This is a genomic window from Psychrobacter sp. NG27 (assembly GCF_016106655.1).
GTDB lineage: Bacteria > Pseudomonadota > Gammaproteobacteria > Pseudomonadales > Moraxellaceae > Psychrobacter.
The window spans coordinates 373800-392607 of the sequence record NZ_JADGIN010000003.1 but is presented as its reverse complement, the minus strand read 5'-3'; the positions used below and the strand labels follow the sequence as shown (position 1 = coordinate 392607).

At 42.3% G+C, this 18808-nt stretch carries 16 protein-coding genes and 1 riboswitch; of the genes, 6 read left to right on the top strand and 10 right to left on the bottom strand.

Features of this window, described 5'->3' with window-relative positions; translation table 11 throughout:
• Positions 1-46 precede the first annotated feature (46 nt).
• From eutC to eat, 3 genes are all read right to left on the bottom strand, one after another.
• Complete coding sequence (gene eutC / locus IP485_RS07600) at positions 47-979, bottom strand: ethanolamine ammonia-lyase subunit EutC (RefSeq protein ID WP_198326710.1); 933 nt, start codon at positions 977-979, stop codon at positions 47-49.
• A 43-nt stretch (positions 980-1022) separates the two neighbouring features.
• The gene (locus IP485_RS07595; RefSeq protein WP_198326709.1) at positions 1023-2417 is read right to left on the bottom strand and encodes an ethanolamine ammonia-lyase subunit EutB; all 1395 of its coding nucleotides are present in this window, start codon (positions 2415-2417) and stop codon (positions 1023-1025) included.
• A 186-nt stretch (positions 2418-2603) separates the two neighbouring features.
• A complete protein-coding gene (gene eat / locus IP485_RS07590) occupies positions 2604-4046 on the bottom strand; it encodes an ethanolamine permease (protein WP_198326708.1) in 1443 nt (480 codons plus the stop codon).
• 1007 nt (positions 4047-5053) lie between these two features.
• Between eat and IP485_RS07585 the strand changes: the two genes are divergently transcribed.
• The gene (locus IP485_RS07585; protein ID WP_198326707.1) at positions 5054-5542 is read left to right on the top strand and encodes a hypothetical protein; all 489 of its coding nucleotides are present in this window, start codon (positions 5054-5056) and stop codon (positions 5540-5542) included.
• Positions 5543-5902: 360 nt separating this feature from the next.
• Positions 5903-6068, top strand: a riboswitch (FMN riboswitch).
• Between the two features lie 114 nt (positions 6069-6182).
• On the top strand, positions 6183-7112 hold the full coding sequence (locus IP485_RS07580; RefSeq protein WP_198326706.1) for a DMT family transporter: 930 nt from the start codon (positions 6183-6185) through the stop codon (positions 7110-7112).
• A gap of 87 nt (positions 7113-7199) precedes the next feature.
• On the opposite strand, the gene IP485_RS07575 is transcribed toward IP485_RS07580, so the two are convergent.
• Positions 7200-7718, bottom strand: a complete 519-nt coding sequence (locus IP485_RS07575) for an HPP family protein (RefSeq protein ID WP_198326705.1) — start codon at positions 7716-7718, stop codon at positions 7200-7202.
• A 128-nt stretch (positions 7719-7846) separates the two neighbouring features.
• Here IP485_RS07575 and IP485_RS07570 point away from each other — a divergent pair, with 128 nt between their 5' ends.
• Positions 7847-8386 (top strand): TetR/AcrR family transcriptional regulator, encoded by a 540-nt coding sequence (locus tag IP485_RS07570; protein WP_198326704.1) that lies wholly within the window; start codon positions 7847-7849, stop codon positions 8384-8386.
• 529 nt (positions 8387-8915) lie between these two features.
• On the opposite strand, the gene IP485_RS07565 is transcribed toward IP485_RS07570, so the two are convergent.
• Positions 8916-9422, bottom strand: coding sequence for a hypothetical protein (locus IP485_RS07565; protein ID WP_198326703.1), 507 nt, complete (start codon positions 9420-9422; stop codon positions 8916-8918).
• A 224-nt stretch (positions 9423-9646) separates the two neighbouring features.
• Between IP485_RS07565 and IP485_RS07560 the strand changes: the two genes are divergently transcribed.
• Positions 9647-10315: a hypothetical protein gene (locus tag IP485_RS07560; RefSeq protein ID WP_198326702.1), complete on the top strand. Its 669-nt coding sequence runs from the start codon at positions 9647-9649 to the stop codon at positions 10313-10315.
• Positions 10316-10454: 139 nt separating this feature from the next.
• Here the strand turns inward: IP485_RS07560 and IP485_RS07555 are convergent, their stop codons facing one another.
• The 4 genes from IP485_RS07555 to IP485_RS07540 form a co-directional block, all read right to left on the bottom strand.
• Positions 10455-11450 carry a virulence protein RhuM/Fic/DOC family protein gene (locus tag IP485_RS07555; RefSeq protein ID WP_320159123.1) on the bottom strand — a complete coding sequence of 332 codons (996 nt, stop codon included), beginning with the start codon at positions 11448-11450 and terminating at the stop codon, positions 10455-10457.
• 73 nt (positions 11451-11523) lie between these two features.
• A complete protein-coding gene (locus tag IP485_RS07550; protein WP_198326701.1) occupies positions 11524-12267 on the bottom strand; it encodes a zinc-dependent peptidase in 744 nt (247 codons plus the stop codon).
• 174 nt (positions 12268-12441) lie between these two features.
• Positions 12442-14496 (bottom strand): autotransporter domain-containing protein, encoded by a 2055-nt coding sequence (locus IP485_RS07545; RefSeq protein WP_198326700.1) that lies wholly within the window; start codon positions 14494-14496, stop codon positions 12442-12444.
• 222 nt (positions 14497-14718) lie between these two features.
• The gene (locus tag IP485_RS07540) at positions 14719-15306 is read right to left on the bottom strand and encodes a TetR/AcrR family transcriptional regulator (RefSeq protein ID WP_198326699.1); all 588 of its coding nucleotides are present in this window, start codon (positions 15304-15306) and stop codon (positions 14719-14721) included.
• Positions 15307-15425: 119 nt separating this feature from the next.
• Here IP485_RS07540 and IP485_RS07535 point away from each other — a divergent pair, with 119 nt between their 5' ends.
• The gene (locus IP485_RS07535) at positions 15426-16865 is read left to right on the top strand and encodes an NAD(P)-binding protein (RefSeq protein ID WP_198326698.1); all 1440 of its coding nucleotides are present in this window, start codon (positions 15426-15428) and stop codon (positions 16863-16865) included.
• Positions 16866-16915: 50 nt separating this feature from the next.
• Positions 16916-17998, top strand: coding sequence for a DUF2855 family protein (locus tag IP485_RS07530; protein WP_198326697.1), 1083 nt, complete (start codon positions 16916-16918; stop codon positions 17996-17998).
• A gap of 152 nt (positions 17999-18150) precedes the next feature.
• On the opposite strand, the gene IP485_RS07525 is transcribed toward IP485_RS07530, so the two are convergent.
• Positions 18151-18789: a GDSL-type esterase/lipase family protein gene (locus IP485_RS07525; RefSeq protein WP_198326696.1), complete on the bottom strand. Its 639-nt coding sequence runs from the start codon at positions 18787-18789 to the stop codon at positions 18151-18153.
• Positions 18790-18808: the final 19 nt, after the last annotated feature.

Below are 18808 nucleotides of genomic sequence, written 5' to 3'. Positions count from 1 at the left end.
AAACCTTTTAGGCTGTTGGTTAGCCTAAAAGGTTTTTTTTGCTTCATCACAGTAGCTTGATCGCTGTTTGACTTTGATCTAATACCGGTAGTTCCTGCTCATCTTTTAGCTCAACCCCAGATAGCTTGAGCTCATAAGATTTCTCCATTAATGCTAAGAGACGGCTTGCTGCCACTCTGGTTGGCAGGCCAGCATTACGCACATTAGAGATGCAGTTTCTCATAGCATCATGACTCGAAGATTGAGCATCCCAAGTATAGTAAATACCTAAGCTATCAGGAGAGCTCAAACCTGGACGCTCTCCAATCAGCATGACCAACATTTTGGCATGAAGACGCTCTGCGACCTCATCCCCTAAAGCGACACGGCTACCAGTAGCAATAACTAAGGGGGCGATAGTCCAGCCTTTATCATTAAAAAGCGAGAGGAGTTCTGCAACAAGTTTGGGAGCATTCTCGGCTATCGCTCTCGCTGATAGGCCATCTCCCATGACGATAGCAACATCGTAAGATTTGTCCTTACCAAATACTTCCAATTGCTTAGCGGACTCAATACTAAGCAGTCTGCCCCAATCTGGACGTTTAAGATATTCGGACTTATCTTGCGCTTGGCTGGTTACTTTCAGTATTTTTAAGCTATCATTCATCTGATCATCTTGGTTGTTTATCTGATCTGATCTCTCTGTAACCAGTTCTAGATCTAGCTCTACTATAGGCGAACGGCAATTCTCAGAAAGCTTTACGATTAAGGAATCAACATCTAAGTCCTGCAATACAGCATCTTTTGCCTCAGCATGATCAAGCTGAAACTTCAGCAAGGGCTTAGTGGGGACACTGCAGCCTACACGTCCCAAAGCAATTCTAGAATCTGTGTATTGTTTTAATTTTTCCCACGGGTCTAAATGGACTAAATCACTAGTACTGTTTGTATTCGATTTGACAGTCAATGATGTCTTGTTTTGTGAGTAGTCAATGGACATAGCATTTCTCTTTATAGGTTATCGACGTTTTCTATACTCTCGCTTAAGTAAGCTTACTACCCATTATCCCCGACAGTAAGGCAGACGGCTTATCTGACCAATTGATACTATTTCCAGATTGGGTATAGATGTCATTATTACTCAGCCAAAGCGCAAATTCAGGGGCAGGGGAAAGACCAAGAAGTTGTCTAATATATAGGGCATCATGAAATGAAGTCGTTTGATAATTCAGCATGACATCGTCTGAACCTGGAATACCCATGATGAAGTTAATGCCAGCATTGGCAAGCAACGTCAGTAACGTATCCATATCGTCCTGATCTGCATCAGCGTGATTGGTATAACAAATATCACAACCCATGGGTACGCCAAGCAGCTTGCCACAAAAATGATCTTCTAATCCTGCTCGAATGATTTGTTTACCATCGAAAAGATACTCAGGCCCGATGAAACCAACCACGGTATTAACCAATAAGGGTTTAAATTCTCTAGCCACAGCATAAGCTCTGGCTTCGAGCGTCTGCTGATCAGCACCAAAGTTAGCATTACTCGATAAGGCACTACCTTGACCGGTTTCAAAATACATGACGTTTTGACCGACCGTGCCGCGATTAAGACTCGTGGCAGCGTCATAGCCTTCTCTTAACATCGCTAAGTTTATGCCATAGCTGGTATTCGCTTTTTCACTACCTGTGATGGACTGGAAAACCAAATCGACAGGTACGTTTTTATTGATTAACTGTATAGCGGACGTGATATGGGTTAAGACGCAAGATTGAGTAGGGATTTGATATTCGGAGATAACATGGTCTAGCAGTTTCAATAGTTCAGACAGGTTCTGGATGTTATCGGTAGCAGGATTGATACCAATGACCGCATCACCGTTGCCATACATCAATCCATCAATGATGCTTGCAGAAATACCCAATAGATCGTCGGTTGGATGATTGGGCTGTAAGCGTGTGGATAGAGACCCTTCTAGACCGATGGTATTACGAAATTTAGTGACCACGCGGCATTTTTTCGCTACCAAGATAAGATCTTGTACCCGCATTATTTTACTGACGGCTGCGACCATCTCAGGTGTAAAGGCATATTTTAATTCGGAGATGGCCTCTGTGGTCGCTGACTCTCCTAAAAGCCAGTCTCTTAAGTCTCCGACCGTAAAGCTGGCTATTTTAGAGAACGCTTGAGAATCATGCTGTGCCACAATGAGGCGAGTGACTTCATCCGTCTCATAGGGTATTAAAAAGTCCTCTAGAAAGTCAGTTAATAAGCAGTCTGCTAATGCCATTTGTGCTGCTACGCGCTCAGTTGCATCGCTGGCTGCTACTCCAGCCAGCTCATCACCCGAACGCCTTGGCGATGCTTTTGCCAGCAAGGTTTTTAAGTCTTTAAATTGGTAGCTTCGCTGTCCTACGGTATGTTTATATGCCATGTTAACCACCTTTATTGCGTAATCACATTACTCAGCTTTGATATGTGAGTTGCCAACGAAACTATGTATTATGTATTTCAAATCATCATGACTTTAAGTTTCAACCAATTTGTAACTTAAAGTCATGTGAGAAGTGTCTAATTACTTTATACAACATCATAATCAGTGACTTTATAATTAGTGCTTTTAACTCAATTCATCCGCTGCCGCTTCTATTTGCGCGAATTCCTCTTCTGGTGTACCACTGACTAGATGATGCCGACTAAATATCACAAAATATAGAATAAGTACGACATAAATACCAGCGGCCATAAACCATACTTTAGGATCTACCATTAACCCTGCTATGACAGCAAGTAATGCCAATACTAAAGCCACGCCTGAAGTAAAAATCCCACCAGGTGTTTTATATGGGCGAGCAAGGTCAGGCCGAGACAAACGTAATTTGATGTGAGATGCCATCATTAAGACATACGAAACGGTTGCACCAAACACAGCCATGAGAATAAGAAGGTCTCCTTCACCTGTGAGTGATAACAGAAAGCCTATGACGCCAGGAACGATAAGCGCTAAATAGGGGGCTTTATTATTGTTGGTTAATGACAGTTTCTTAGGTAGGTATCCTGCACGAGACAAGGCAAATATCTGTCTAGAGTAGGCATAAATAATCGAGAAAAAGCTTGCAATTAAACCAGCTAAACCAACAAAGTTTACAAAACTTGCTAACCAAGAGCTGCTGCCATACACAGAAACCAAAGCGTCTACTAAGGGTGCACCTGAGTCTTTTAACGCATCAGCACCAGCCGCTCCTGGTCCTAAGAATAGAATGAGAGTCGCAAAGGTTGCGAGTATCAACATTGAGCCAATCAGTCCGCGTGGTAATGATTTAGCAGGGTCTTTGGCCTCTTCAGCGGCTAAGGGTACGCCTTCAACGGCTAAAAAGAACCAAATTGCATAGGGCACAGCCGCCCAAATTCCAACATAACCGTAGGGTAAGAAGGTGCTGGCACCGGCTTGATTGCCAACGGCGATATCAAAAAGATTTTTACTGTCGAAATGAGGAATCATGGCTACTATAAACACACCCAGTGCGATACAAGCAATGGCTGTGATAATAAACATAATTTTTAAGGCCTCGCCAGCACCTTTCAAGTGAATCGCTATAAAGACAATATAGCAAGCCAGATATACCATCCATCCACCAATGCCAAATAAAGACTCACAGTAAGCGCCGATGAATACAGCAATCGCAGCGGGCGCAATCGCGTATTCAATTAAAATGGCTGTACCCGTTAGATAACCGCCCAAAGGACCAAAAGCGGTTCGTGCAAAACTATAACCACCACCTGCCGTAGGTAACATCGTCGCCATTTCTGACATAGATAAACACATACAAAGGTACATGATAGCGACCACGATGGTGGCAACAAACATCCCGCCCCAACCACCTTGAGCAAGCCCAAAGTTCCAACCTGCAAAATCTCCAGAAATAACGTAGGCAACACCAAGGCCTATTAATAATACCCAGCCAACCGCACCTTGTTTGAGTTGTCTTTTAGCAAAATAGTCTTTTTCAGCCTGAGTATTTCCTGCTACGCCATTTATCTGGCCATTAGCGTTTGTAGACATATCGTTCTCCGAAGCTCAGCCAATGAGTAGTGAATTGGTAAGCTATTATCAAAATATATTAAGTGCTTTATAAGTAAAGACAACATACTCTCTTCGGTTAAAGCGTGACCAACATCGTCATGCTTTCATCAAAGGCAAATCTTGTGCCATACAGAAAACGGTCTTTTCCCATAAATCAGGTAGGAAAAGCACTATTTTGATACAACTATTTGCGTCATTTCGGTGCTGTAATGTGAAAAACGCATATTTTTAGAGCACGTACTTTGAATACAGAAATGTTTTATATTCATGTGGAGGGGTAGTACATATCAACCACCATCACAGGCACCTCAAACACCGGTATCTCAAACTTAAAGTAGAATAGGGGTGATGGGTTTAAAAGATAATATATTGGCCATGAAAAATGACTTACCATCGGTTGGAGTGGATTTCTTAAAATATTTGCTATCGATCGATACGGGCGACTCAGTCACTATTGATAAAGTTGTCGTATTTTTTGCGGAAGTGGATGCTACGGTGTTCAGTATTGGGACTAGTATTGGAGTTGGGGTATAGCATGGACTACTCCCTGTCATGTCATAAAGGTATCTAGAGCTACCTAAAATTGATCTTCCTGATCACGTTGTTATTTCATCGTACTTAGTTTTCAAATAAGTTCATAGCTTATTTTAATAAAATAAAACCGCGTTAATAATAACAAAAAGTTATGGCTAACTCGATTGGTATTTCTCGAAATATTGGTAGTACGGAATCGAGCCTTTATGTTCATTGAAAGGTATTAGCTAGGGGCTAATATTGGCTAATATAATTAAAAAAATGTTGGTTTAATAATTATGATCATTCGTTTTCAATATTTATATTATCTTCATCAGTAGTAAGATAATATGAGAGGAGTATATCTATAAGAGACGCTATAGGTATAGTTGATAAGAATTTTTTAGCTCTGATACATTATCTGATCATATAAATAACTAAGATACATTCGAGTAAATTAAGAGTTAACATAGATGAAAATCATAATATTTATTATCTTTATTTGCTATTTAATATATGTTTTATTACCTCTTTTAAAAAAGATTAAATATACAGCTACCTCAGTGAGGTCTAACTCGGAGCTAGGTTTTGGTATAAGCTATATAAAGAAAGTATGGTATATATTTGATACAGTACACCAAGGAGGGAGTTATTTACTTTTAAATATTGTCCTGCCGATAGGTTTTCTGATTTTTTACACAACAGGTATTTTTGATGCGCCTTCGTATGATAAGAGTTACGGTTCAGACTATGATGAAAGTCAGATTTATAAAGAAAATATAGACTTTTATGATGACGAATATTCCGGCGAAGTAGGTTACGGTTATATAGACAGTTATGTACGTAGCGATGGTACTGAAGTATCTGGACACTATAGAACTGATCCGGATGAGTACGAGGAAAATAACTTCAGCTATGATGGCGATGAAAATGGCGACTGGGATTATGAGTATCATGATTAATAAATAAGGCAGGATATTGGTATTACACTGTAAAATAGAGTTATTTATTATATGTATAGAGTATTTGGTTTTTAGATGATGATTAATTTTGAGTTAAGTAAAGGGTAAAAGTATCTTGATGCTATAACACGTCTATAAGAGGTCTGTGAAAGACATGCAGAAACGTTATTGGCAACTTGACATAAGTGAATCAGCCTTCAATATAGGCGGGACGGTTCAAAACTGTTCCTAGAGCTTTTATCGTTAGCATAAGGATAGGATAAGTAGTTAGATTTTGCGCCTTTAATAAGCTTAAAAGGCTTGTTAATTATTGCCTAAGGAAGCGGATGGGTTTAGAATTAGACGCGTAAATTTACATTAATCGAACTTCGGGGCGGGGCGAAATTCCCCACCGGCGGTATTTTTTCTTGGGTGACATCATCCAGTTAAACAGCCCGCGAGCGCCTTATTCCTCGTGAACAAGGGTCAGCAGATCTGGTGAGATGCCAGAGCCGACGGTTACAGTCCGGATGATAGAAGGATCGACCAAGATTTTGATGCGCCTAGCAATAGGGGCTTTATCTGTGGTTTTTTAAGCGCAGAGATTGGTACTATTTGTTCTCATCACCCCTGTACATCTTATTGATTGGAGAAAATCAAGATGGCAGGAACATTCTTTATCATGATCGCGTGTTTTACGTGGGCATTGGATACCTTAATCCGCTACCCGTTGTTAGGCGCTGGTTATTCAACCTTGCAGATCGTTCTTATCGAACACCTGACGCTGGTATTATTCGTCAGTCCTATGTTATGGCGTTATCGCAATGTTTATCGTCATATGTCACTCAGCGGATTTTCCAGCTTGTTTTTTATCGGCGGTATTGGCTCGGCCATAGGTACTTTGGCATTTACCGAAGCTTTTCATTACTTAAATCCTACTGTTGTGATCTTGCTACAAAAACTTCAGCCTATCGTTGCTATTTTACTGGCCTATTGGTTACTGAAAGAGCGTATTGAAGGGCGGTTTTTACAATGGGCGGCGGTGATTTTGCTGGGCAGCTTTGTGATGATGTGGCCAGATTTACGTACGTTGGGCAACGCTCAATGGCACTATTCGAGCGATACGATAAGTCTGCTCAAAGGCTACGGTTACACGCTGATCGCGGTGATTGCATGGGGCGCAGCCACTGTGTGCGGTAAGTATCTATCCCATCAAAACATACCAGCAAATGCCATCATGTCGGGTCGATTTGTTGCTGGGCTATTAGTCCTTGTGCCCATGGCCTTGGTGCAGTCGGATGGATTGTCGCTGATGACGCCGGTGGATCTGATCCTTGTCGTTGTCATGGCCTTGCTAAGTGGCTTTATTGGCATGTGGTTTTATTACCAAGGTCTGAAAACCATCCCCGCGCAACTGGCAACCTTGGCCGAATTGTCTTTTCCTGTCTTCGCAGCCGTAATCAACTGGGTCTTTCTCGACATGGGGCTGACCGGCTACCAAATCATTGGTGGCATGATGCTGATACTGGGTAACATCGGCCTGCGCATGAAACAACTGAGAAGGAATGAATTAAGCCCTGTGCTACAGTAAAACACGCGACAGATGAACCATCTTTCAGCACAAAAAACTAGGGCGTGTCATCAATTAGATTTTTTGTGCTGTCTCAATATGAGATTATCACCACCAATACGTTGGATACTGTCTGTCTTTACCGACATTATTATAAATGAGCGCCACGATTACTAAAGTGATAGCGCCAAGCAAAGTCGGTGTGATTAAAAAACTCCACTTTACCGCGCCCAGCATGACGATCAAAGGGTTAGAGCAAGCAGGTGGGTGCGGCATTCTAAATAACAACATCAACGCAATAGCAGTGCCTACAGCCGTTGCCAGACTCCACCAGTAAATACCGAATAACGCCATAAATGCTAATCCTGTGAAAGTAGCAATCACATGCCCGCCTATGACATTTCTTGGCTGAGCAAAAGGGCTGGCAGGATAGGCAAACATCAGTAAACGACTTGCGCCAAATGATCCTAGAATCATAATGATTTCTACTGAGCTTCCTAGTATAGCGAGCGTTGATATAGCAATGGTACCACCAAGCCAAGCGACGAGTATCATTGATAAAGGCAATCTTTCTGGACATTGGCTGACTTGACCATTTAACTTCTGCCAATTAAAAAATGAATGCATACGACTTCCTATGAATAAATAAACAATTAACAGTATTACTACTGGTATACTGGTCAGTATATTAGCTAAGTATACCGAACGGTATATTAACACAGTATTTTTTTATTGAACGATAGGAATCAGAACCAATGGAATTGCGAGATACTATTTTACAGAAAAGTTATGAGCTGCTTTATAAGCAAGGCTTTCATAATAGCGGAGTAGAGCTATTAGCAAAACAGGCAGGCACGACCAAGCGAACCTTGTATGCTCATTTTGGCAATAAGGAAGGCTTGATTGAGGAGGTACTTAAGTATCGTCATCAGATGTTTATGACTCAATTAAAAGCGTGCTTTGATGATGTTGAGAGTAAGGATGCAGCAGCTGTTGCAAGGCGTTATTTAGCCTTTTTAAAAGACTGGACATCATCAGAGGGGTTTTATGGTTGCCTGTTTATCAATGCTTGTGCCGAGTATTCAGACACTCAGTATTCGCCACATAAAATAGCCCATCAGCACAAAACTGATATTAGGCAATGGCTATTCGCTGAGTTTAAAAAGGTAAGTGCCAAGGATGCTAAGCAGAAGTCTGACACGCTGTTTGTATTTGGCGAAGGGTTTATCGTTGCCGCGCAGACCGGTCAAGAGTCATTAACGTTAGATACTGATTTTTTATATAGTATTGATTAGGTCGCATCCGTTATCAATAAGCCCATGATAGCGGATTGGATTATTGTGCCATGGTTATGGTGATTAAAAATGAGGGGCTGGATAAATCATTTATTGAGTGAATGAGCATTCTTGCAGAGGTAGCCAGTCTGGTGCTGATATGCAGAAAAAACCATCAAAGATTTTTGAGGCAGAACAAATCAAGCTTGAGCATAAGCAGATTAGAATCTAAAAATATTCTATAATAATCAATTAGAGTGATTCAGTTCATGTTGAACCTAGTAATGATCACAGTGATTACTTAGACAAGCATCATATAGCTATAGAGATATGAACTCATCTTTAAGTTCTGGCTATAAACTTAGTACTACATAGACTTAATTTAACATAATATACATTATGCGAAAACAAACCAACGGTTTCAAAAAGGTTGGTACATAATAATTTACCGACTGTCATTCGCACATCTTGCTAAGCTAAGTGCTGAATATAAGTTTTGAATAAAAATACTTTTAGCTCAGAAATTTTTGATATCACCCTCAGCTTTCTACTAACGACAAGTCTCGATCAAATATTTGCGTAACGTTTTGCCATGCTCATTCAAGCTGACATCTGCAACTTGGCAATCTGTGCTGCCATCACTATTGCTATTGTCAGCACACGACAACTCATAATAAATATCGCTACCTTGCGCCAAGCTGACCTGAACTAAATCTTGCTCAGTCATCGAAAGCTTTTTGTCTTGTGTATAGTCAGGGTCTTGAGAATCCCACAGCACATCATAATCGACATTACAGGACATTTGATTTTTATCAAAATACGCTTGCTCAAGTGCCATCGCTGCTTGTAATTCAGTATTGGCGTATTGCTGTAGCACCACAGGATTACTCATACCTTGCTCATCTATGTCTTGTTGATACATTTTTGAAATGGTCACAATTTTCATAGCTTCCATCCCAGATTGCTTCTGATCTGCTGTTGCCACATCTGCTGTAGCAGTACCAACAGTCGTCAGTGCTATGGTTAGTGTCAATGTCAGCGATTTATATGTTGGCATGTCGTTCTCTACGAGCTTTTATCCTATGAATGTTACAGTCTATTACATCATAGCCATATTAGGACTCTGCTGTATTATCGTATCATTCAGGTTTACTTACTAGTATCTCGATTACATAGCGCTTTTATGGTATTTCCTTATTTGTTCTCATGACAATTTATAGTGTTTTATTAATGACTTATTAGCTAATAACTTTCGCTAACAACTGTGGGAAGGACAATTTTATGACTATATTGCCTGCTTTTTTTAAGGGAAAATCTGCGACATTGGCCTCCAGTAGCCTTTTATTGCTCGCTATGAGCGCAACTGGTTGCCAGTCTGCTTCTGAGTCCAGCGAGGCTATTGTCTCTCAATCTACCAGTATCTCATCAACGCCTATTAGTGCTGACATCAGTCAACAAACCCTTAGACAGCAAGCGCTACGTATACAGCGTGCACTGGCCAATAAGGACTTTTCTAGAATCACCAATGATATTCATCCCACACGTGGCGTTCGCTTTTCCATGTATGCTTATGTGCGGCCCGAGACTGACAAAGTCTTTAGTCGCGGACAATACGCACAGTATCTACAACAGTCCAATATTCGCTTTACATGGGGTGAAAAAGACGGCACGGGTGATGTATTAATCACGCCACTGCCAACGTACTTGGATACGTGGGTAGATGGTAAGAAGTTCAATAATGCCAATATCAGCATCAATGAATTCAAAAATAATGGCAATTCAATCAATAATTTAAAAGAGATATACCAAAGGTCATACGTTGTAGAGTTTTATGATAAAGGCACTGATGAATATGATGGTATGGACTGGCGTGTATTGCGCTTGGTATTTGATGAGTATCAAGGCAAGCGTTATCTGGTGGCGATCATTAATGACCAATGGACGGTTTAAAGTGTATAGAAACGATTGACTGACCACTTTTATAGGGCCTGTTTAAAGTGGCAGACTGCTCTATCTGCTTATGAATACAATATATTCAAATATTAATATATACCAACTTATGTTACTTGGTTTTTGATGACAAGCTTGTTTATTGCCCTTCTAACGACAACATATTCATAATCAGTTTGATCAAAGTCTCTTTTTGATTGGGGTCAGATTCAGCGACCAATAAGGTTAATGCCGCAAGCCCTGTATTATTGATGACCATGTCGCCTTTATCATTCAGCAGTCGGTGATTACGGTGCAAAAAACCCACGAATAAAAAAGCGCCGCTGCGTTTATTACCATCAGTAAAAGGATGGTTTTTTACCATAAAGTACAGTAGATGTGCCGCTTTACTTTCGATAGTCGGGTACGCAGGCTCACCAAAGACCGTTTGTTGCAAATTACCCAATACACTATCCAAACCATCACCACGAGGCTTGGCAAATAACTCAGTCGCCTCATCCCTATCTATCAGCTGCGCTTTCAAATCAGTTAACGCTGCCATGGCCTCAGCCGTACTGGGTAAGATACCACCATCTTGCCCTGCAGGACTATCCAGTAGACCTTCATCATAGCGCTGTAACCATAAGAATGTCTGTGTATAACGGCTGATAATCTCAACCAGTCCGCGTCCTTCGTCGGTTTTAAGCTCGGGACTTTGTGCGGTTTTTTTGATTAGTTTTAGCGCTTGTTGCAATTCAATAGAGTTTTTATCGAAGCGCTGTTGATTGAGCGTATAGCCTTGTACCAAGTACTCACGTAGGCGCTGTGTTGCCCAACGCCTAAATTGCACACCTTGAGGAGATTTGATGCGATAACCGACTGATATAACCACATCTAAGTCATAAAAAGTCACCGGACGGTCTGAATTTGCAATATGCATTTTTTGCATATTGCTTTTTTCATCGATTTCTTCGTCTTTTATAGCATTAGCGATATGACGAGAAACCACTGACTGGTCACGACCGAATAATTCGGTCATTTGTGCTTGTGACAACCAGACTGTCTCTTGCCCAAAACGTACATCTACTTGCGCCTTTCCATCAGCACTTTCATAGATTTCTACTTTTGCCACATTATTATTTATAGTATTAATCACCTTAGCTGCCTAATTCCAATATGCTTATGCTGTCTTGAATACAGCTTACTGTCACCATCTCTATAAGTATCACTCATAACGGTGTCTGACGAAAGAATTTCACCATAATCTCATAAATATCCGGATAAGCATCTACCAGCTTCTGTGGTGTCTCAAAAAACACCTCGCTCAGTACCGCAAAAAACTCCGCAGGATTGGTCGTACCATAACGATCAAGCCCTGACTTGCGATGTGTTTGAAAGTCTTCAAAATCTCGCGACATAATCTGTGTCCACCGAGCAGGATCCATATCAGATTGCATCGGCGGAAAGCCATTGGCACGGCCATTCATCATATCAAGTTTATGCACAAACTCATGAATGACGACGTTATGCCCATCACGCTCACCTGAGTGTTTGGCATCTTTCCAAGACAAGATGACGGGCCCACGTAGCCACGCTTCCCCGCTACGGTGTTGGCTGCCCTCATGGACGATACCGAATTCATCTACGGTGGTTCTGTCGCTTTTGTATGAACCCGGATAGATGATAATGGATGACCAGCCAGCATACCAATCAAGACTTAGATTCAAGATCGGCAGGCATGCTTGCAGTGCAATGGACTGTCTGACAGCATTGGTAATTTCAAAATCTTGTGCACCAGTGATGAATTTGTCAGCCAAAAATAACGTTGCTAGCTCAAATAAATGCTTCATCTCGTCAGCACTCAATCTGTCGAGTATCACGATACGCTCAGCCGCCTGCTCCCAATCGGCATGGGTAAACTCGCTATTATCTAGTATGCGCTGCTCACGCCAGTCTTTTATGATGCCAAACATACACGCCACCCCTATTCTTTTAATATTTCGCACACATTGGTATTACTGAATCTGAGTACTGTAACGGTAATCAGTAATACGCACTTATAATTAATATATTGACATGCATAAGCAAAAAACGCTGCTCATAAATGAATTATTGAGCAGCGCAGTCTGACATTCACACATTAAGATTTAAAATTGATATTGCAAGCCTAGTTGTACTGAGCTGTCTTTATCATCACGTGCAAAGGTGGTATCGCCATTCAGATACGCATAAACGTTTTTATGAACCTTATTACTCACACTCAGCTCAAAACGTCCATAGTCGTCATCTTTATCTGCTTGAGTGATGCTAACCTCTCTTGTTTGACCATCAGCTAAAGACGTTGTCGACAAACTATCTGTTAAACCACCGTCGATAACATGCACGTAAGCGATTTTACTTTGAAGTTTGGCAGGTGTGCCCATCAAATCAAAGCCATATTGTAACTGGTAACCAAGCTCTGAATTCCATGCCTCGCTAGAGGTGCTATCAACCTTTAATGCAGTGCGAGAATCAGCATTGCCACTGGTATAACCATCTATATCTGTATCACTGTAATTCAGACCCAAAAAGGCGCCATGCGCGACGTTTTTCTTGATAAGAAAGTTATATCCAAGCTCATTGTATGCGCTAAACACATCGGCATCGGCATCACCGCGTTCGCTATTGTTGATAATGTTTATGCCGTCATTACCATCCAGTTTTACAGTTCTATTAACGTCCAAGTCATGTTTAGATAAGCTCAGAGATGTGGTATTCCACCAAGCCGTGTCTTTTCCGCCCAATAAAGAATAGGCCTGAATACCATAGCTCGTATCTTTTTTAATACCGTTTTCTACGGTGTTATTGTTTTGATTGGCCGCTTGCACACCTGCGCCAACACGCCAGCTTGGCTGTACCGTATATTCGCCATATAGACCAATATTGGCGCGAGTGCCCTCTTGTGCGTCCTCAGCATCTACATAGCTTTGGGAGCCATCTACCCAAACCTGGGTGCGCGACTCGGAATCAAAAGGCTCCGCATCATCGAGAGTATGTAATGCCAAAGCATTGGCGCGCTCAAGCACTGCTGAGTGTGAGTCGGTGGCATTGTCCTGTAAAGCTAAGCCCATCGTATTTTGCAGATTGAGCGCACTTTTGGTTGATGCAATGATATCAGCATTGGTTTGCTCCACAATCAACCTGCTGATGATACGAGAGTAGTCACGCATTCTTTGCGCTATGCGTTCTTCACCAAAGGCAGCAGTAAGTACTTCCTCATTGTCTAATGCAGGGTTATGCCACGTATAGCCGCCTGGAATATCTGGGTTTTCAGTTTGTGTGTAACCATCATAATCAGGCCCAAGGCCCCAGTTGGTTGCCTCAAATCCGACGACTTGCATGACACTATCAAAAGACTCCTGATCGCTGCAGCAGCCAACGCCATAAGGCTCGTAGGGTTCGGTCTCACCTGGTGCAATAATGGCTGTATTGACCTCTAGTGTAATACCAAGCTCTTTAGCAATACGCAGCGCATTTTCACGCAAACTTACATTGGCAGCCACTTCGTTGCCATCATCGTCGTAAGCATTGCGCCCTGCATTGGCATACATCTTATCGCCTGTAATCAAACTGTCTAAGTTAATCATACCCAGTGCTGTCGTTTTTTCTGCGTCAGTGAGCTGCTCAACAAATGCCTTTGACCCATTAAGGCCGCCCTCCTCTGCACCAAATGCCACAAACTGAATGTCGTGCTCTGTCTCAATGCCAGTCAGGTTTTTTGTCAACTCAGTTAAGACGCCAGACCCAGAAGCGTTATCGTCTAATGCTTCTAGATTTGCATAGTTTGGATAGGCTACTGCAGAATCATAATGTGCGCCAACAAATAGCGTTCTGTTGGTATCAGCACTGCCTTTTTGGGTCACGACAACGTTATTACTCGTTAACGTTTGACCTCTGAATAAACCACGAGGCGCTACGAAATCAAAAGTTTGACGATTGACTTGGTTGTTACTGTCATCGATGGTCATGCGCTGCTGCATATAATCAGCAGCTTGGACTTCTTTATCGGAACCTGTATAACGACCAGCATAATCACGGGCAAGCGTCAGCGCCGTTTCTGTACCATAATCACCGTACTTGGCCTCTGCAAATACTTGCGAGCCTGTAAGCAGTGTCAGCGCCGCAACCACTGAAATCTTAAGCGGTGATAAATTAGTATCCAAACTGCTTCTCCTTGGTTAAAGAACTGTAATCAACAGTAAAAAATAACCTAAAATAATGCAGTTTACAAGATAAAAGACATATGTCTGTTTATTTACTTTTTGAGCATAATGGTGAATCATCGAAACGCTATGTACCTATGTAGTTAGCTATCCGTGATCAGTACTTACGAATCGCTGTTCGGTATTCATTTTCACCTTCATACTGCTGATTTATCGGGTTGTTTAAGAAGGTTTAGCTTTAGTTGTGTCAATGGCATCCAACTGCACTGCTACCACTCGCAGTGCCATTGATTTCCAATCCAATTTTATGTCATCGGTAAACACCATGTGGTGGCTGATACTGACATATCCATGTACGATGGCCCAGATATCTAACGCTATTTGCCGACGTTCCGTCACGTTAGCATCTTCTGATAAATAAGAACCAGCCACCCGAACCAACTTTGAAAACGCGCTATCTCTTGCTGCAATGGCCTCGATTGAGGGCTGATATCCTGCATCAGACTCCCCAAAAATCAGTCGATAATGCGCCTCATATTTTTCTCCGACGTTGAGATACCCTAAGCACGCCTCTAGTACTTGTTCTTTATTTGCCTTACCATCCGGAATGACATTCATGGCTTCACGAACGAGATTAAACCCTTCTATGTACAGCGCATCCAGTATGCCTTGCTTACCTTGGAAGTGACTGTATATACCAATAGTGGACAATCCTGCACGTTTAGAGATGGCTCGCACGCTTAAGGCATCCCCGCCCCCTTCTAAAAAAAGCTCAGATGCGGCGTTTAGTATTTTGGTTCTGGCATCCATTAGATTCTCACTATCTCTTGACAATTATAACAGCGTTATTCTAGTATATAACACTGTTATACACAAACGATTATAAATTGATTGTATTGATAGAAATTTAACTTAAGAGTAAGGACGCTATGAGTATTCAACAGCTAGAAACAGATTATCTAATCATTGGTAGTGGCGCGGTGGGCATGGCTTTTGCCGACATACTACTTACAGAGACAGATGCTAATATTATTATCGTCGATAAACATCATAAGCCAGGTGGTCATTGGAATGACGCTTATTCATTTGTTACCTTACATCAGCCATCGTCGTTTTACGGCGTGAGCTCACGTGAGCTTTGCGGCGGTATGATTGATAAGATTGGTTTAAACAAAGGTTTGTCTGAGCTGGCATCAGGCGCAGAAGTCATGTCGTACTTTGATAAAGTCATGAAGCATACGTTTTTACCGAGTGGCCGTGTGACATACTTCCCGAGGTGTGAGTATCAAGGCGATGGTAAATTTTCATCGTTACTGTCTGATACCAGCTATGAGGTCAAGGTCAACAAAAAAATCATTGATGGCACTTACTTCAAAACTTCAGTACCAGCAACCCATACCCCAAACTTTGAAATTTCTGAAGGCGTTAAGTTTGAGCCATTAAATAATCTACCGAGTCTAACCAAACCCCGTGATGGTTACGTGATTATCGGCGGTGGTAAAACAGGTATTGATGCGGTTTTATGGTTACTAGAGAATCAAATTGACCCAGACCACATTACATGGATTATGCCAAGAGACGCTTGGCTGATCGATCGTCAGAACACCCAGCCTTCTCGTGATTTTTTTGTGAACACTATAGGGGCGCAGGCTACTCAGGCAGAGGCGATTGCTGAGGCAGAAAGCATCGAAGACCTTTTTAATCGTTTAGAAAAAGGCGGCGTATTAATGCGTATTGATCCAAATGTACGCCCGCAAATGTTCCATGGTGCTACCATTAGTAGTGAAGAGCTTAAGCAGTTACGCCGTGTTAAAAACATTGTGCGTAAAGGTCGTGTGACTCGTTTAGATGCTGATAAGATTTATTTCGGTGATGACAGTATTGCTACCACGCCCAACACGATGCATATTGATTGCTCTGCACGGGCAGTACCAGTGACAGAGACGTACGATGTATTCAAAGGTGATACTGTGGTGGTACAAACCGTACGTACCTATCAGCCTGTATTTAGTGCGGCATTCATCGCTCACATTGAAGCCAATTATGATGATGAAACTGTCAAAAATGAGTTGTGCCAAGTGGTACCGATCCCAAATCATGACACAGACTTTCTAGTTGGGCTCGTTAAACAAATGAAAAACCAGATGCGTTGGTCAAAAGAGCCTGCGCTACGTGAATGGATGATTAACAATCGCTTAGATGGCTTCACTAAATTGGTACGTGCCAGCGAAAATACGCCACCTGAAGAGCTGGCTATTCTTAAGCGTCTAAAGGAAGCAGGACCAAAAGCCGCTGCAAACATGCCCAAACTCATGGGTGAAATTATGCAAATAACGGCAGCACGTCAAGCCAAGACCTCTAATGCCTAAAAAATGACTGCCAATACTATCTATCAAGAACAACTATCAAGGAAGCGACTATGCCAGAATTTCAAACCAACAAAGCAAACCTAACCCAAGCTCGCCTGCAAGAGACGCCTATACACACTCTCGGCGATGGTGAAGTACGCGTCAAAGTTGATCGCTTTGCTTTTACTGCGAATAATATTACTTATGCAGTCATGGGCGACCAATTACGCTATTGGCAGTTTTTTCCGCCAAATGGGAATGAACCCGAAAAATGGGGCATTATTCCTGTATGGGGCTTTGCCGACGTCATCGAATCAAATAGCGAGGCGCTGCCCGTCGGTGAACGACTATTTGGTTACTTTCCGCCTGCCAGCGAATTGGTGATTACCCCCAAGCGAGTCACGCAGACCAGCCTGCTCGATGGTAGTGCTCATCGTGCCGAGCTGCCGCCTGGCTACAATATGTATCAGCGCGTTAACCACGAACCGGGTTATGACCGTGCCAATGACAATCAGCGCATGCTGTTGTTCGTATTGCACTTAACCTCATTCTGCTTGCATGATTTATTAAAGCGCAATGACTGGTTTGGTGCAGAGCAAGTGGTGATTATCAGTGCCTCTAGTAAAACCAGTATTGGCCTAGCTTATGGACTCACTGATGATAAAGACGCGCCGCACGTTATCGGCCTAACTTCAAACCGTCATATAGATTTTGTTAAGTCAATCGGCGCCTATGACAGCGTATTGAGCTATGACACGCTTGAGCAGATTGACGCCAGCAAACCAACAGTCATTGTCGATATGTCGGCCAATACCGATGTACTGAGTAGACTACATAAGCACTTAGGCGAAAACATGCGCTACACCAGCAATGTCGGTATCACGCATTGGGACGAACCGCGCCATGTAGACGGTATCATTCAAGAACGTAGCCAGCAGTTTTTTGCGCCCAGTCATGTACAGCAATGCATGAAAGAATGGGGCCCTGAAGAATTTAATAAACGCTCTATGGGCTATATCATGAACAGCACTGCAAAAACCAATGCATGGCTAAAAATTAAAGAGCTTGATGAGATTAGTGATTTACTAGATATTTATCAAGACATCTGTGAGGGCAAGATAGCCGCTGATGAAGGTCTGATCGTGGTTATGTGATACATGCATGCTTACCATCATAAGCATCAGCTGAATCAAGGTATTAGTAATGAATGACAAAGAGAGTTCAAAAGAGCTCTCTTTTTTCGTTTCATTTAGTGGTGTAGTAGGGCTTTAAACCAAATACCTGTTCTACTTATCCTTTCATGGCACTAACGTGCCAAGCCTTGCTCTGTTAAGTACTCATGTAGCCCTTCGGCGAACTGTCTGTAGCCTGCCGCATTGGCATGGATTTTATCAGATTTCAGCGCATCATCTGATAGCACAGTCGACCAACCATCAGAATATAGCGGTATGCCTTCAGCCTCCGAAATCTCTTCATACAGTGGATTATCACTGGCTTTGCCAAACAAGGCACTAGTACTCAGATGCGGCTCAGCGATTAGAACAACGTCGATATTTTTGGATTGTAAGGTGTCTATAGTCTCGATGATATTGGCCCGCGTCGTATCAGGTGCAATGCGCTGCAATACATCATTGCCGCCCACACCCAGCAGTACCAAATCAGGATGTTGCTCAGTGATCTCATTCACTCGAGTCAGTACATCTGCAGAAGTATCACCATTGACACCCGCATTAACGACCCTCCATTCGCTTAGCTCTGCCAGTACCACGGGATACGCTGTTTCAGTATTTGCCCCATAGCCATAGGTCAGTGAGTCACCAAGTGCAACCACTGTACTGCCTGCAGGTAAAGCCGTTTGTGTTGGCTCATTACTACAGCCTGTCATGCCAATCGCTGCGGCAAGTCCCATGCTTGCCAGCGCTAAAAATCTACCATCTAGATTCATATCTGTTCCACTCCCACAT